This window comes from Plantibacter auratus, assembly GCF_050587365.1.
GTDB classification, from domain to species: Bacteria; Actinomycetota; Actinomycetes; order Actinomycetales; family Microbacteriaceae; genus Plantibacter; species Plantibacter auratus.
Genome location: NZ_JBOBFV010000003.1, coordinates 1 through 14,736, shown reverse-complemented (window position 1 = coordinate 14,736; position 14,736 = coordinate 1). Strand labels below are relative to the sequence as shown.

The 14,736-nt window shown below is 70.0% G+C and carries 13 protein-coding genes; 11 read left to right on the top strand and 2 right to left on the bottom strand.

The features are described from left to right. The first annotated feature begins 29 nt into the window (after positions 1 to 29). The 9 genes from ACQ3HE_RS13025 to ACQ3HE_RS12985 all read left to right on the top strand — a co-directional run bounded on the left by ACQ3HE_RS13025 (position 30) and on the right by ACQ3HE_RS12985 (position 9,604). Positions 30 to 1,313: a sensor histidine kinase gene (locus ACQ3HE_RS13025; protein ID WP_430893100.1), complete on the top strand. Its 1,284-nt coding sequence runs from the start codon at positions 30 to 32 to the stop codon at positions 1,311 to 1,313. Then, on the top strand, positions 1,310 to 1,999 hold the full coding sequence (locus ACQ3HE_RS13020; RefSeq protein ID WP_430893099.1) for a response regulator transcription factor: 690 nt from the start codon (positions 1,310 to 1,312) through the stop codon (positions 1,997 to 1,999). The genes ACQ3HE_RS13025 and ACQ3HE_RS13020 overlap by 4 nt, the downstream gene beginning before the upstream one ends. Positions 2,000 to 2,200: 201 nt before the next feature. Next, positions 2,201 to 3,244, top strand: coding sequence for an N-acetyl-gamma-glutamyl-phosphate reductase (gene argC / locus ACQ3HE_RS13015; RefSeq protein ID WP_430893098.1), 1,044 nt, complete (start codon positions 2,201 to 2,203; stop codon positions 3,242 to 3,244). Beyond that, positions 3,241 to 4,410, top strand: coding sequence for a bifunctional glutamate N-acetyltransferase/amino-acid acetyltransferase ArgJ (gene argJ, locus ACQ3HE_RS13010; RefSeq protein ID WP_430893097.1), 1,170 nt, complete (start codon positions 3,241 to 3,243; stop codon positions 4,408 to 4,410). The genes argC and argJ overlap by 4 nt, the downstream gene beginning before the upstream one ends. Positions 4,411 to 4,412: 2 nt before the next feature. Then, positions 4,413 to 5,318: an acetylglutamate kinase gene (argB, locus tag ACQ3HE_RS13005; RefSeq protein ID WP_079707058.1), complete on the top strand. Its 906-nt coding sequence runs from the start codon at positions 4,413 to 4,415 to the stop codon at positions 5,316 to 5,318. Then, on the top strand, positions 5,315 to 6,499 hold the full coding sequence (locus ACQ3HE_RS13000) for an acetylornithine transaminase (RefSeq protein WP_430893096.1): 1,185 nt from the start codon (positions 5,315 to 5,317) through the stop codon (positions 6,497 to 6,499). Before argB ends, ACQ3HE_RS13000 begins: the two co-directional genes overlap by 4 nt. 35 nt (positions 6,500 to 6,534) lie before the next feature. Beyond that, positions 6,535 to 7,476 (top strand): ornithine carbamoyltransferase, encoded by a 942-nt coding sequence (argF, locus tag ACQ3HE_RS12995; RefSeq protein ID WP_079707056.1) that lies wholly within the window; start codon positions 6,535 to 6,537, stop codon positions 7,474 to 7,476. A gap of 69 nt (positions 7,477 to 7,545) precedes the next feature. Next, entirely contained in the window at positions 7,546 to 8,976 is a 1,431-nt protein-coding gene (gene argH / locus ACQ3HE_RS12990; protein ID WP_137243205.1) for an argininosuccinate lyase, read from the top strand. Between the two features lie 10 nt (positions 8,977 to 8,986). Then, the gene (locus ACQ3HE_RS12985; protein WP_430893095.1) at positions 8,987 to 9,604 is read left to right on the top strand and encodes a DNA-3-methyladenine glycosylase; all 618 of its coding nucleotides are present in this window, start codon (positions 8,987 to 8,989) and stop codon (positions 9,602 to 9,604) included. Positions 9,605 to 9,613: 9 nt separating this feature from the next. Here ACQ3HE_RS12985 and ACQ3HE_RS12980 read toward each other — a convergent pair whose 3' ends face one another. After that, positions 9,614 to 10,213 (bottom strand): hypothetical protein, encoded by a 600-nt coding sequence (locus ACQ3HE_RS12980; protein WP_192018610.1) that lies wholly within the window; start codon positions 10,211 to 10,213, stop codon positions 9,614 to 9,616. Beyond that, complete coding sequence (locus ACQ3HE_RS12975; RefSeq protein ID WP_079707052.1) at positions 10,210 to 10,842, bottom strand: DNA-binding protein; 633 nt, start codon at positions 10,840 to 10,842, stop codon at positions 10,210 to 10,212. The genes ACQ3HE_RS12980 and ACQ3HE_RS12975 overlap by 4 nt, the downstream gene beginning before the upstream one ends. A 167-nt stretch (positions 10,843 to 11,009) precedes the next feature. Here ACQ3HE_RS12975 and tyrS point away from each other — a divergent pair, with 167 nt between their 5' ends. Together tyrS and ACQ3HE_RS12965 are read left to right on the top strand one after the other, a co-directional pair. Continuing rightward, positions 11,010 to 12,320, top strand: coding sequence for a tyrosine--tRNA ligase (gene tyrS / locus ACQ3HE_RS12970; RefSeq protein WP_430893094.1), 1,311 nt, complete (start codon positions 11,010 to 11,012; stop codon positions 12,318 to 12,320). Positions 12,321 to 12,363: 43 nt separating this feature from the next. Further along, positions 12,364 to 14,274: an outer membrane protein assembly factor BamB family protein gene (locus ACQ3HE_RS12965; RefSeq protein WP_430893093.1), complete on the top strand. Its 1,911-nt coding sequence runs from the start codon at positions 12,364 to 12,366 to the stop codon at positions 14,272 to 14,274. Positions 14,275 to 14,736 lie beyond the last annotated feature (462 nt).

Sequence of the window (14,736 nt, the reverse complement as noted above, 5' to 3'; positions counted from 1 at the left end):
CGCGCGGCTCGAGCTGGTGTGATGGAGGTATGGCTGCTCTCGAAGGACCGCGCGCATGGGTGGATCGACACCGCGAGCCGGTCATCACCACGGTGTGCGCGGCCATGGGACTCCTGTTCGCCCTCCTCGGGATCCATGTCCCCTGGGGGACGACCGTGTCGGAACCGCCGCTCCTCCTCACCCTCGTCTTCCTCGCCGCCATCCTGGCGGTGCACCTGCTCCGCCGTCGACGCCCGTTGACCACGCTGGCCGTCGGCGTCCTGATCGCCCTCGCCGAGGCGCTCACCACCGGAGGCAGCGGCCTCGGGATGCTCATCGTCGTGTCCGACCTCGCCTATGCGGCGGCGCTCTACTCGCGGTCGCGGGTCATGGACGTCGCCGCGTTCGCCTGCACCGCGCTCGCCGTCGTGTCGGTCGGTGTCTTCGCGGTGATCTGGTTCACCGACGACGTCGAGGCCGTCACCCGGCTCGGTCGCGGCGTGGTCCTCGGCTCGCTCATCATCGTCCCGGTCATCCTGGCGAGCTCGATCTGGTACGGCAGGATGGTCCGGTACCCCCGTCTCGAGGCCGAACGCCAGCGGGAGCGCGCGGACACGATCGCCCAGGCGGCGGCTGCGCTCCGGCAGGACGCCGTGACCCGTGAACGGCTCGAGCTCAGCCGGGAGCTGCACGACGTCATCGCCGGTCACCTCTCGGCGATCGCGATGCAGTCGGCGGCGGCCCTGGAACGACGCGACGGCACCGACCCGGTGGCGCTGCGGCGCAGCCTCGCACTCGTCCGGACGAGCAGTCTCGACGCGCTCGCCGACATGCGCACCATGATCGACGTGCTCCGCGGTGACCAGTCGGCGGACGAGCCGACCCAGGCACCGGACCGACTCACGGCCGAGTCGGTCCGCCGCGCGGTCGAGGTCGCCCGTGCCAACGGACTGGAGGTCGAGGTACGGGCACCGGACGACGCGGCGCTCGCCGAGGTCCCCGCGCAGACCTCGATCGTCGGGCTCCGCACGCTCGTCGAAGGCCTGACGAACACCGCGAAGCACGCACCGGGTGCCTCCGTGCGGGTCGAGGTCTCGCTCCCGCCCGGTGCCCTGTCCGTCACGCTCAGCAACCCGCTGCCGACGGCGATCTCCTCTTCGGTGCTCGCCGGGTCCGGTGGGGTCGGCCTCGTCGGCCTGGCCGAGCGGGCACGTCTGATCGGAGGCGACCTCGTCGCGGGGCCGGACGGTCCGGACTGGCGGACGGCGCTCACCGTGCCGAGCCCCGTGTCACCGACCACCCCCGCGGTCGTCACCGCAGGAGGGGCGTCATGACCATCACGGTCCTCATCGCGGACGACCATGCCGCCGTCAGAGCGGGTCTGGGAGCGCTGCTCGACGAGCCGGACGACATCCTGGTCGTCGCCGAGGCGGCGGACGGGGAGGCCGTCGTCGCGCAAGCCGCGCGACATCGACCGGACGTCGTGTTGCTCGACGTCCAGATGCCGCGTGCCTCCGGGATCGACGCGATCCCGGCCATCCTCGCCGCGGTCACCCCACCGCCGAGCATCATCATGCTCACGACCTTCGCGCTCGACCGGTACGTCGACGAGGCGCTGGCGGCCGGGGCGAACGCCTTCCTGGTGAAGACGGTCTCCGCTGCCGGCCTCGTCGACGCGATCCGACGAGTGCATGCGGGCGAGGCGGTGCTCGCCCCTGAGGTGACCCGCCGAGTCCTCGAACGTCTCGCCGCGGCCAGACCTCCGGTCGTGCCGGCACCGGCTCCGGCGCACCCGGGTCTGGCCACGCTGACACCGCGGGAGCGTGAGGTCCTCGAGCAGCTGCGCGAGGGGCTGAGCAACGCGGGGATCGCGACCGCGCTCGGGCTGTCCGAGGCGACGGCCCGCACGCACGTGTCCCGGATCCTCGTGAAGCTCGACGCACGGTCGCGGGTCCAGGCCGCGCTCATCGCGGAGCGGGCTGCTCCGGGCGCGGATTCGTCGGCATCCTCGTCGTCGTAGTACGCTCTCGACATGGCACGTTTCCAGGCACAGGGTTCTTCGCGGGCGATCACGCTCCGCGCCCTTCGCCGTCCCGTGTCCGCACGCGCTACCGCAGAGCGACGATAGGCGACCCCGGTGCTCGCACGGTCCAGGTGACCGTGCAGTCGTCCAGGAGTCGCCGCCTCCGCCCCTCGAGCGTCCACTCAATAAGGTAGAGCCATGTCCTTCTCTGTAGCGGTGGCCGGAGCATCCGGCTACGCAGGAGGCGAGCTGCTTCGGCTGCTCGCCGACCACCCCGACTTCGACGTCCGGACGGTGACCGCGCACGCGAACGCCGGTCAACCGCTCGTCGACCACCAGCCACACCTCCGTTCCCTCCGGCATCTCGTCCTCGAAGCGACGACGCCGGAGGTGCTCGCGGGACACGACGTCGTCTTCCTCGCCCTGCCGCACGGCAAGTCGGGTGAGGTGACGGCGTCGCTTCCACCGGAGACCCTCGTCGTCGACTGCGGAGCCGACCACCGGCTCGTCGACGAAGCCGACTGGGACGCCTTCTACGGCGGCGACTACTTCGGCGCCTGGGCCTACGGTGTGCCGGAGCTCCAGACGTCCACCGGTCGGGGGCGCGACGCTCTCGTGGGCGCCAAGCGGATCGCCGCTCCTGGATGCAACGCGAGCACCGTCGCCCTGTCCCTCGCGCCCGGCATCGCCGCGGGGGTGATCGAGCCGCTCGACCTCGTCTCCGTGCTCGCCGTCGGGCCGTCCGGCGCGGGGAAGAGCCTGAAGGTCAACCTGCTCGCGAGCGAGGTGCTCGGCACGGCCAACCCCTACGCCGTCGGCGGTACCCACCGGCACATCCCCGAGATCACGCAGAGCCTCCGGGCGGCCGGTGCCGATCGCGCGTCCATCTCGTTCACCCCGGTCATCGTCCCGATGTCGCGCGGCATCCTGGCCACCTCGACGGCGCGCATCGTCCCGGGCACCACGGCGGCAGCGGTCCGCGAGGCCTGGGAGGCGGCCTACGCCGACGAGCCGTTCGTCCAGGTGCTGCCCGAGGGCTCGTTCCCCCGGACGGCCGACGTCCTCGGCGCCAACACCGCGCTGATCGGACTCGCCGTCGACGAGACGGTGGGGCGGGTCGTCGTCGTGACCGCCGTCGACAACCTCGTGAAGGGGACCGCCGGCGCGGCGATCCAATCGGCGAACATCGCGCTCGGGCTCCCCGAGACGACCGGCTTGAGTGTGAATGGAGTGGCACCGTGAGTGTGACAGCAGCAGCAGGGTTCCTCGCGGCGGGCGTCGCCTGCGGTCTCAAGACCTCCGGGGGCCTCGACCTCGCGGTCGTCCAGAACGTCGGTCCGTTGCAGCATGCGGCGACGGTGTTCACCAGCAACCGGTGCAAGGCCAACCCGATCCTCTGGAGCGAGCAGGTCATGCAGGACGGCATCGTCTCGGCGATCGTCCTGAACTCCGGCGGCGCGAACTGCTACACGGGGACGCGCGGTTTCCAGACGACGCACGCGACCGCGGAGGCCGTCGCAGAGCGACTCGCGATCTCGGCCGGCGACGTCCTCGTCTGCTCCACGGGGCTCATCGGCGAACAGCTCGACCTCGACAAGCTGACCGCGGGCGTCTGGGACGCCACCCGCGCGGTCGCCGACGAGGACGGTGCGAGCGAAGCGGCCGGCCTCGCCGCGGCGACCGCGATCATGACGACCGACACGAAGCCGAAACAGGCCGTTCGGAGCGCGGACGGATGGACCGTCGGCGGCATGGCGAAGGGTGCGGGCATGCTCGCCCCCGGGCTCGCGACGATGCTCGTCGTCATCACGACCGACGCTGTGCTCGAGCCGGCGCAGCTCGACCAGGCGCTCCGCAGCTCGACTCGTGTCACCTTCGACCGCCTCGACTCCGACGGTTGCATGTCCACCAACGACACGGTGTCACTTCTCGCCTCCGGGTCGAGCGGCGTCACCCCGGAGCTGTCCGCCTTCACCGAGGCGCTGACGGAGGTGTGCCGCGACCTCACCCTGCAATTGCAAGCCGATGCCGAGGGCGCGGCCCACGACGTCGCGATCGAGGTCGTCGGCGCGGTGTCCGAGGACGACGCGGTCGAGGTCGCCCGCGCGGTCTCCCGCAGCAACCTCTTCAAGGCGGCCATCTTCGGCAACGACCCGAACTGGGGCCGGGTGCTCGCGGCCGTCGGGACCACGGGCGCCGAGTTCGACCCGTACGGGATCGACGTGGCCATGAACGGCGTCCAGGTGTGCACCGCCGGCGAGCCGGATCAGTCGCGCGACCTCGTCGACCTCTCACCGCGCGCCGTGCACGTGCTCATCGACCTCCACGCCGGTGACACGGGAGCCACCATCTGGACGAACGACCTCACGCACGACTATGTGCACGAGAACAGCGCGTACGCGAGCTGATGATGACCCAGTATCGAGACAACTCTCCCGAGGAGGCGGCGATCAAGGCCGCCACCCTCATCGAGTCGCTTCCCTGGCTGAAGACCTTCCGCGACCAGACGATCGTCGTCAAGTTCGGCGGCAACGCGATGGTGAGCGACGAACTCGCGCAGGCGTTCGCGGAGGACATGGTCTACCTGCGCTACGCGGGGCTCAAGCCCGTCGTCGTGCACGGTGGCGGCCCGCAGATCTCCGCGATGCTCGAGCGGCTCGACATCCACAGCGAGTTCCGCGGCGGGTACCGGGTCACGACGCCCGAGGCCATGGAGGTCGTCCGCATGGTCCTCACCGGTCAGGTCAACCCCGAGCTCGTGGGGCGGATCAACGAACACGGCCCGCTCGCCGCAGGACTGTCCGGCGAGGACGCGGGCCTCTTCGGCGGGCGTCGTCGCTCGATCGTCGTCGACGGCGAGACCGTGGACATCGGGCTCGTCGGCGACGTCGTCAGCGTCGACCCCACCTCGGTGCAGGCCTACCTCGACGCCGGCAACATCCCGGTGGTCTCCTCGATCGCCCCCGACCTCGACCAGCCCGGCCAGACGCTCAACGTGAACGCCGATGCGGCCGCCGCGGCGCTCGCCGTGGCACTCGGTGCCGCGAAGCTCGTCATCCTGACCGATGTCGCCGGGCTGTACAGCGACTGGCCCAACCGCGACTCGCTCGTCTCGCAGATCACGACGAGTGAGCTCCGAGCCATGCTGCCCACGCTCGAATCGGGCATGATCCCGAAGATGACCGCCTGCCTCGACGCCGTCGACGGCGGGGTCGCCAAGGCTGCCATCATCGACGGCCGCGTACCCCACTCCATCCTGCTCGAGGTGTTCACCCAGAACGGCTCAGGCACCGAGGTCGTCCCGGAGGACTCATGAGCGACTGGAAGAGCCGCGTCGACCGCGACATGATGCGCACGTTCAATACACCGATCGCGATGCTGACGCGCGGTGAGGGATGCCATGTCTGGGACGCCGAGGGTAACCGCTACCTCGACTTCCTCGCGGGCATCGCGGTGAACGCACTGGGACATGCGCATCCGGCGTTCGTCGGTGCGATCACGCGACAGGCGAGCACGCTCGCGCACGTCTCCAACTACTTCTCGAGTCCGCCGCAGCTCGAGCTCGCGGCCCGGCTGAAGCGTCTCGCCGGAGCGGACGAGGGCGGTCGGGTGTACTTCGCGAACTCCGGTGCCGAGGCGAACGAGGCGGCGTTCAAGCTCGCCCGACTCAACCACGGCGACGGATCGCGGACCCGGGTCCTCACCCTGGAGAACTCCTTCCACGGGCGGACCTTCGGCGCGCTCGCCCTGACCGGCAAGCCCGCCCTGCAGGAGGGGTTCCACCCGCTCCCGGGCGGCGTCGAGCACATCCCGACCACGATCGAGGCACTCGAGGCGGCGATCGACGACCGGGTCGCCGCGCTGATCCTCGAACCGATCAAGGGCGAAGCCGGCGTCATCGACCTGCCGGAGGGCTACCTCGCCCGTGCCAGGGCACTCACCGAGGCACACGGCGTGCTGCTCATCATCGACGAGATCCAGACCGGGGCCGGTCGGACGGGGGAGTGGTTCGCGTTCCAGCGGGACGGCATCGTCCCGGACGCGATCACCGTCGCCAAGGGGATCGGCGGTGGCATGCCGATCGGCGCCCTCATCACTTTCGGAGCCGCCTCCGAGCTGTTCGGACCCGGCCAGCACGGCAGCACCTTCGGAGGCAACCCGCTCGCGACCGCGACGGCGAACGCGGTGCTCGAGGAGATCGAGCGCGCCGGTCTCGTGCAGAACGCCGCCGCGCGCGGTGAGCAGTTGCGGGCCGTCATCACCGCCATCGGTTGCCCGCTCGTCGAGGAGGTCCGCGGACACGGGCTGCTCATCGGCATCGGCTTGAGCGCCCCGGTGGCGGCCGAGCTGTCGGCCGCGGCGTTCGACCGAGGGCTCATCATCAACGCCCCGAACGCGACGAGCATCCGGATCGCGCCGCCGCTCATCATCGGCGACGCCGAGATCGACGAGTTCACCTCCCTCTTCCGCGCGGCGCTCGACGCCGTCCGGGCCTGACCGGCCATCGACCCACACGAACAGGACCACCAGCCATGACCCGTCACTTCCTCCGCGACGACGACCTCAGCCCGGCCGAGCAGGCCGAGATCCTCGATCTCGCCACCGAGCTGAAGCGCGATCGCTGGTCGCGCAAGCCGCTCGAAGGCCCGCAGACCGTCGCGGTCATCTTCGACAAGTCCTCGACTCGGACACGCGTCTCCTTCGCCGTGGGGATCGCCGACCTCGGCGGATCACCGCTCATCATCTCGACGGCCAACAGTCAGCTCGGCGGCAAGGAGACGGCCGCCGACACCGCTCGTGTCCTCGAACGTCAGGTCGCGGCGATCGTCTGGCGGACCTACGCCCAGTCCGGTCTCGAGGAGATCTCGGCCGGGACGACGGTGCCCGTCGTCAACGCGCTGTCCGACGACTTCCACCCGTGCCAGCTGCTCGCCGACCTCCTCACGATCCGCGAGCACAAGGGCGAACTGGCCGGTCTGACGATGTCGTTCTTCGGCGACGGTGCGAGCAACATGGCCCACTCCTACCTGTTGGCCGGTGCGACGGCGGGGATGCACGTCCGCATCGCCGCCCCGGCCGAGTTCGCCCCGGCTGCGGACGTCGTCGCCGACGCGGAGCGCATCGCCGCGACGACGGGCGGCTCCGTGCTCGTGACCACCGACCCCGACACTGCGGCGGCGGATGCCGACGTGATGATCACCGACACCTGGGTGTCGATGGGCAAGGAGGACGAGAAGGCGCAACGCGTCGCCATCTTCGGCGGCTACCGCGTCGACCGCAGGCTCATGGGGCTCGCAGCGTCCGACGCCGTCTTCATGCACTGCCTGCCAGCCGATCGCGGCTTCGAGGTCGAGGCCGAGGTCATCGACGGGGCGCAGAGCATCATCTGGGACGAGGCGGAGAACCGCCTCCACGCGCAGAAGGCCCTGCTCGTGTGGCTGCTCGAGCAGCAGCACGCTGGCCCCGCGGCCTGACCCTTCCCCGGCTGCGGCCGACCGACCAGTCCGGAGCACTCCGGACGCCAGCAGTACAGGAGGCCCATCGTGGCAGATCAGCAGAACCGAGCAGGCGAATCCGGGGCCCTCTGGGGTGGACGCTTCGCGAGCGGACCGTCGCCGGAACTCGCCCGTCTGAGCAAGTCCACACAGTTCGACTGGGTCCTCGCCGCATACGACATCGCGGGCTCCCGTGCCCATGCCAAGGCGCTCGCGTCGGCGGGGTACCTCGACGAGGACGAGCTTCGCGGGATGCTCGCCGCCCTCGACGTCCTGGACGCCGACGTGGCCGACGGGACGTTCGTCGCGGCGGAGAGCGATGAGGACGTCCACTCGGCGCTGGAACGCGGGCTCGTCGAACGGGCCGGCAAGGAACTCGGTGGGAAGCTGCGTGCAGGCAGGAGCCGGAACGACCAGATCGCGACGCTCGTGCGCCTCTACCTCATCGATCACGGACGGGTGATCGCCCGCGACGTCATCCACCTGATCGACGCGATCGTCTCCCAGGCCGAAGCGCACCCCGACGCCGTGATGCCCGGCCGCACGCACCTGCAGCACGCCCAGCCGGTGTTGCTCGCCCACCAGCTGCTCGCGCACGCCTGGCCGCTCACCCGCGACCTGGAACGGCTCCGCGACTGGCTCGCCCGGGCGAGCGCCTCGCCGTACGGTTCCGGAGCGCTCGCCGGCAGTTCCCTCGGTCTCGACCCGGTGCTCGTCGCGCATGAGCTCGGGCTCGACCGGCCGACCGAGAACTCGATCGACGCCACCGCCAGCCGCGACGTGGTCGCCGAGTTCGCGTTCATCACCTCGCTGATCGGGATCAACCTGTCCCGGTTCGCCGAGGAGATCATCGTCTGGAACACCCGTGAGTTCGGGTTCGTGACCCTCGACGACGCCTACTCGACCGGCTCGAGCATCATGCCGCAGAAGAAGAACCCCGACATCGCCGAACTCGCCCGCGGGAAGTCCGGGCGACTCATCGGGAACCTGACCGGGTTGCTGGCGACGCTGAAGGCGCTGCCGCTCGCGTACAACCGCGACCTGCAGGAGGACAAGGAGCCGGTGTTCGACTCCGTGAACCAGCTGGAGGTGTTGCTGCCGGCGTTCACCGGGATGGTGGCGACGCTCCGCTTCGACACGGCACGGCTGCGCGAGCTGGCACCGGAGGGGTTCTCCCTCGCGACGGACGTCGCCGAGTGGCTCGTCAAGCAGGGTGTGGCCTTCCGCGACGCCCACGAGATCAGCGGCGAGCTCGTGCGGTACTGCGAGGAGCGCGGGCTGGCCCTCGACGAACCGGACGACGCCGCCCTGGCGGGTGTCTCGGAGCACCTCACGCCGGCTGTGCGAAGCGTCCTGACCGTCGACGGCTCGATCGGCAGCCGACTCGGCGCCGGCGGGACGGCGCCGGAGCGGGTCCAGGACCAGCTCGTGACGCTCGTCGGGCGGGTGGGCGCGCTGTCGCAGGCCCTCTCGCTCTAGACGGGGTCCGATGACGACGGCCGGTCCGCTGCGGGTGCTGACCTCGGGATCGGCTCTCGAGGTCGCGCCCGCGCTGCTCGGGGCGGTGCTGTCCCACAAGACGCCCGAGGGCACCGTGTCGGTCCGCCTCACCGAGGTCGAGGCCTATCTCGGGGTCGGCGAGGATCCCGGCTCCCATGCGCACCGTGGTCCGACCCCGCGCACGAGTCCGATGTTCGGTCCGCCCGGGCATCTGTACGCATACTTCAGCTACGGCATGCACGTCTGCATCAACGTCGTGTGCTCACCGGTCGGCACGGCGTCGGCCGTCCTCCTGCGCGCCGGCGAGGTCGTCGCGGGGCTGGAGCTTGCGCGGATGCGACGCGGTGAACGGGTGCCGGATCGCGACCTGGCCAGAGGACCGGCGCGGCTCACCGTGGCGCTCGGGATCGCGCTCGACCAGTCGGGTGATGACCTCGCCGAGCAGCCCTTCGATCTGCTCCTGCCCGAGCGCCCGCTCGCCGCGGCGGCCGGTCCGAGGACGGGCGTCAGTGGGGTCGGTGGGGGAGCCGCCTACCCGTGGCGGTTCGTGCTCCCCGGGGAGACGACCGTCTCGCCCTACCGCCGTTCGCCCAGGGCCGTGGACTGACCCGCCGACTCAGCCTCGCGCGAGCAGCAGGATCGACGCCACCCCGGCAGCCCAGAGGAGGCTGGCGAGCGAGCCGATGATGAACCGCTCGCGCGCCTCGGCCGAGTCGAGTTCGGTGAAGCGTCCGACACCCTTCACCGCGACGATGACCGCGATCGCCTCCGGATAGCCGGAGAACAACGCGGCGACGAGGGCGAGCCGTTCGAGGATCCCGATGGCGGTGCCGCCGCGCAGCACCTCGATGGGACGTCCGACCACCTGTGACGCGCTCGGGTTCCGGTGCTCCACGAGGATGCCGCCGTGGATCCCGGGGGCGACGCTGCCTTTCGTCGCGAGGGCGAGGACGAAGGAGGCGACCGGACCACCGCCGGCGACCGCGACGGCGAGGACGAAGACGCCGAGGAGCACGAGTGCCGGACCGGTCGGCGGGACCGAGGGGACGAGCGCGACCAGGAGGGCCCCGATCACCATGAGGGCCGTCGCCACGACCATGAGACGATCCGCCAGACGCGCGCTCAGCACCCGGGCCAGCAGAAGGAAGACGAGCGCGCTTCCGAGGAGGCCGATGACGGTCGGCCAGGTGATGGGCGTGAGCGTGACGAGGTTCATCGCTCGTCCTTTCGGTCGTCGGGGTGGTGCACGGAGGCGTCCTGGTCGAGCTTCGACAGGAGGCGGATGAGCGCGGTGGTCGCCGCGGCTTCGGCTCGGACTCCCGCGGCCGCGACCCGGCGACTGACCGAACTCTCGGTGATGCCGAGTCGTGCCGCGGCCTCGGACTGGGTCACGCCGGCCGCGAGCAGGTCGGCGACCTCCCAGCCGCCGGCGGTCCTCCGGTCGCGGAGGTGGAGGAGGAGCACGATGAGCGCTTCGACGTCGGCGCCGCCCTGCTGGTCGGCCGCCTCGAGCGCGAACCGGAAGGGCGCCCGCTTGGCCCGCGTGACGGCCTCCCGCGCGGCGTAGAAGGCCTGACCGGTCGCGGCTCGGGTTGAATCGGGGAGCGGACGCCGGACGTCGCCTTGTCCGATGCCCACGCTCCAGCCGCGATCCCGGAGGAGGTCGAGGGCGATGGCGAGCGCGACTTCGGCATCCTCGGTGGCGAGCTGGAACTCGTCGCCCGCCGTGCGTTCGGCCTGGAGGAGCAGGCTCTCCGAGAACCGTTCGTTGATCGACTCGATGACACCGGCGGCGCGATCAGGGCCGGTCCGGCTCGCGATCTGATCGACGGTCAGCACGTACACGGCTCTCCTCTCGGCGGTGGGTCGGCTCGATCACCCTAGTGCAACGTGCAGGTATTTCCACAACTCTGACGAATGAGAGGAATTCCTGCATGTCGTGGTCGCCGCGATCGCGCCGGTGCCGATGCGCCCGATCCAGCAGCCGATGCCGCGCTGATAGCCTTGCAAGCGTGTCGAACCTCGCTCTTCCTGACCAGCGCAACGATCCGACCTTCGAGGACGTCTGGGACGAACTCGTCTGGCGCGGGCTCGTCCACGTGTCGACGGATCAGCAGGAGCTGAAGCGTCTGCTCGGTGGAGCGCCGATCACCTACTACTGCGGGTTCGACCCGACGGCTGCGAGCCTTCACCTGGGCAACCTGGTCCAGCTGCTCGTCATGCGTCGGCTGCAGCTGGCCGGACACCGCCCGCTCGGGCTCGTCGGCGGTTCGACCGGCCTCATCGGCGACCCACGACCGACCGCCGAGCGCACGCTGAACACGCCGGACACCGTCGCCGAGTGGGTGCAATCGCTCCGCGCGCAGATCGAACGCTTCCTCAGCTTCGACGGCGACAACGCCGCGCGCATGGTCAACAACCTCGACTGGACCGCACCGCTCTCCGCGATCGACTTCCTCCGGGAGATCGGCAAGCACTACCGCGTCGGCACGATGCTGAAGAAGGACGCGGTCAGTGCCCGCCTCAACTCGGAGGCGGGGATCAGCTACACCGAGTTCAGTTACCAGATCCTCCAGGGGATGGACTACCTCGAGCTGTACCGCGAATACGGCTGCGTCCTGCAGACCGGCGGGAGCGACCAGTGGGGCAACCTCACGAGCGGCACCGACCTCATCCACCGGGTCGAGCGGGCCACCGTCCACGCGATCGGGACCCCGCTGATCACGAACTCGGACGGCACGAAGTTCGGGAAGAGCGAAGGCAACGCGGTCTGGCTCGATCCGAGCATGACGAGCCCGTACGCGTTCTACCAGTTCTGGGTCAACACCGACGATGCGGACGTCATCGCCCGGCTGAAGGTGTTCACGTTCCTCGATCGGGTGGAGATCGAGCGACTGGCGGCCGCGACCCAGTCGGAACCGTTCAAGCGTGAGGCGCAGAAGACCCTCGCCTACGCCGTCACCGCGCTCGTCCACGGGGTCGCCGCGACGGATGCGGCCATCGCCGCGTCGGCCGCGCTCTTCGGTCAGGGCGATCTGGACGCACTCGACGCGGACACGCTGCGGTCGGCCGTCACGGAGTTGCCGAACGCCCGGGTGGCCGCGGAGACGCTCGTCATCCAGGCGCTCGTCGACACGGAGCTGTGCTCGAGCCTCGGTGAGGCTCGACGCGCGGTCGCCCAGGGAGGCGTCTCGGTGAACAACCGCAAGATCGACGACGTCGACGCGACCCTGGACGACCGGTTCCTGACGGGCGGGGTGGCCGTGCTGCGCCGCGGCAAGCGCACCCTCGCCGGGCTGTTCCTCGACGGAGCACCCGCCTGATCCGCCGACGACGGCATCGTCGTCGTCATCGAACCTGAAGGGGATGCTCCGAGTGCAGCTCTGCGAGGCGTGCGGGACCGAGATCGTCGACCGTCGCGACGGTGTGTGCCCGAGTTGTGGGGCCATGCTGCCGCTGCGCACGGGCGAGCTGTCGACGGTGGAGACCCTGGCCGAGGCCGAGGCGGCAGAGCCGGAACCGGTGGACGAATCGGCGGACGAGCCCGAGTCGGAGTCGACGGACGACCGGCCCACGCCGGCCGACGACGGCGACCTCGTCGAGACCGATGCACCCCACGTCGAGACCGATGCCCCCGCGGGTGAAGCCGATCGGCTGCCGTCGCCGGACGTCGACACCACTGAGCCCACGCCCGCCAATACCGCGACGTCGATCCCGGCGATCGCCGTGCCGACACCGGTTCCAGATGCTGAGTCCACCAACCCGGCCCCGGCGTCGGCTCTGCATGCGGCGACAGCCGTTGCGGCCGGGCCGGCTTCGGCAAGCGCCGCGGGGGAGGCACCGGGGGAACAGACCGCGACCGCGACCGCGCCCCGCGCCCTCTGGCACCCTGATTCGTTGCCCACCACGGCCAAGCGGACCCCCTCGCGCCGACGATGGTTCCTCCTCGGCGGACTCGCACTCGCCGTGGTCGCTGCGATCGTCGCGGTCGTGCTCATCGTGGTCGCGGCCGTTCCCCACCGCGTCGAGGGGCTCGCGCTCCTCCGCGACCTCCCGACGAAGCCGACCGTCGGAACATGGGAACTCGCGCATCCGCTGGACGACGAGGTGCCCGCGGGCGACGAGCTCTACCTCAACGGGTACACCGCGAGCCCCAACACCGCGCTGCTCGTGTGGTCGACCGACCGGCCACTGGATCAGACGGCCCTCGACGACGCTCCGGGCGAGACCGTGGTCTCCCTGGTGAACACGGCGAACGGCCACACCCTCTGGGACCGTCGCGTCACCGAGCTCTCTCCGGAGTTCGACCGCTTCGACGCACCGGTGGTCGTCTCCCCACCGGATGCGGCCGCGATCGTGCTCAGCCAGGGTGACCTCATGGTCGCCGTGAGCCGTCGCGACGGGCACGTGGTCTCCACCTCGCAAGAGCACTCGAGTGTCGAGGGGATCGGCTTCGCCGACTTCGCCGCGCCGGCGGCGTTCGTCCCGGGGCTCGAGGGTGACCTGCTCATCTCGTCGACCACGGCCGACGGCACCGGGACTGTCGGTCGCTATCGTTCGACGGATCTGACCGACCCGGTCTGGGAGGTCAACGGTGACGCCGGCGAGCGGGCGATCACCGCGGGCGACAAGCTCTTCTACGACGGTGCGGTCTACTCGCTCGACGACGGATCGACCATCGACTGGCAGGGCGACCTCTCCTGGTACTACCAGCAGGTGGGCGGCGATCTCGTCGCGATCGACTACTCCGGCAACGACACCACGATCCGCGGGGTGGACGACCGCACCGGCGCCGAGCGCTGGAAGGCGACCGGGGCGCTGCCGGTGGTGCTCGACGCGCGCGGGCTGTTGGTCGTCGCCGACCAGTCGGGGGAGCGGGTCCGCCGCCTCGACCCGCGATCCGGCGAGGTCGAGTGGCGCAGCGGACTGACGAGCACCTGGGACGGCGCATACACCGTGGGCGACACGATCATGCTCGGTGACGGCGAAGGCGGATACACCGGGGTAGGCGCTCGAGACGGTGAGATCCGATACGAGGAGCAGGACGCCGAGGGCAGCCTCGTCGGATACAGCGACCGGACCCTCCTGCTCACGCTCGACGGCACGCTCGTCGGCATCGACGCGACCACGGGCGAGCGCGATTGGTCGGTCGACTCAGCCGGAGACGAGTACTCGTTCACCGCCTGGGGCGGAAGCCCACTCGCCGTCGCGACGGTCGTCGCAGCCGGTTCCGGCTCAGCGGCCGTCCTCGGCATCGGTGACGCTGATCGGGACTGAAGCGCGTGGATCCGGGCGACACGCCCGGGATGCAGCGATGATTTGCCAGCCCCTGGCGGTCTGCGTAAAGTAATCACTCGTCACCCCAAAGGTGCGGGAAGCGGAAGAGCTTCCCGGCCTCAAGTGGGACTGATACCCAGCCAAAAGCCGAGCATCTCCACGTGAGTCAAACTCACACTTGAGATCGTCTCACTTCAAGACTAGGTTGGAACTTCCCAGCTCTCGGGTCATCGAAGCGGTGAGGATCAGACGGACTCCGGTCCACTCAGATCAGCTCCTGGTTCGACTTGACAAGAACCGAAGAAGTGGTAAGTTAGAGAAGTTGCCCTGCAGGGCGGTCGTGATGGCCAGAGGCAGGAGCATCCGATCCTTGAGAACTCAACAGCGTGCACAATGTCAAATGCCAAAAACCTCGTGCAATTGATGCCTTCCTTTTCGGTTGGTTGATGTTGTAAGAGATTC

Excerpts from the sequence above, each read along its gene's own strand:
- ACQ3HE_RS13025 (WP_430893100.1), top strand. The coding sequence starts at position 30 with ATGGCTGCTCTCGAAGGACCGCGCGCATGGGTGGATCGACACCGCGAG.
- ACQ3HE_RS13020 (WP_430893099.1), top strand. The coding sequence starts at position 1,310 with ATGACCATCACGGTCCTCATCGCGGACGACCATGCCGCCGTCAGAGCG.
- argC (WP_430893098.1), top strand. The coding sequence starts at position 2,201 with ATGTCCTTCTCTGTAGCGGTGGCCGGAGCATCCGGCTACGCAGGAGGC.
- argB (WP_079707058.1), top strand. The coding sequence starts at position 4,413 with ATGACCCAGTATCGAGACAACTCTCCCGAGGAGGCGGCGATCAAGGCC.
- ACQ3HE_RS13000 (WP_430893096.1), top strand. The coding sequence starts at position 5,315 with ATGAGCGACTGGAAGAGCCGCGTCGACCGCGACATGATGCGCACGTTC.
- argF (WP_079707056.1), top strand. The coding sequence starts at position 6,535 with ATGACCCGTCACTTCCTCCGCGACGACGACCTCAGCCCGGCCGAGCAG.
- ACQ3HE_RS12985 (WP_430893095.1), top strand. The coding sequence starts at position 8,987 with ATGACGACGGCCGGTCCGCTGCGGGTGCTGACCTCGGGATCGGCTCTC.
- ACQ3HE_RS12980 (WP_192018610.1), bottom strand. The coding sequence starts at position 10,213 with ATGAACCTCGTCACGCTCACGCCCATCACCTGGCCGACCGTCATCGGC.
- ACQ3HE_RS12965 (WP_430893093.1), top strand. The coding sequence starts at position 12,364 with ATGCTCCGAGTGCAGCTCTGCGAGGCGTGCGGGACCGAGATCGTCGAC.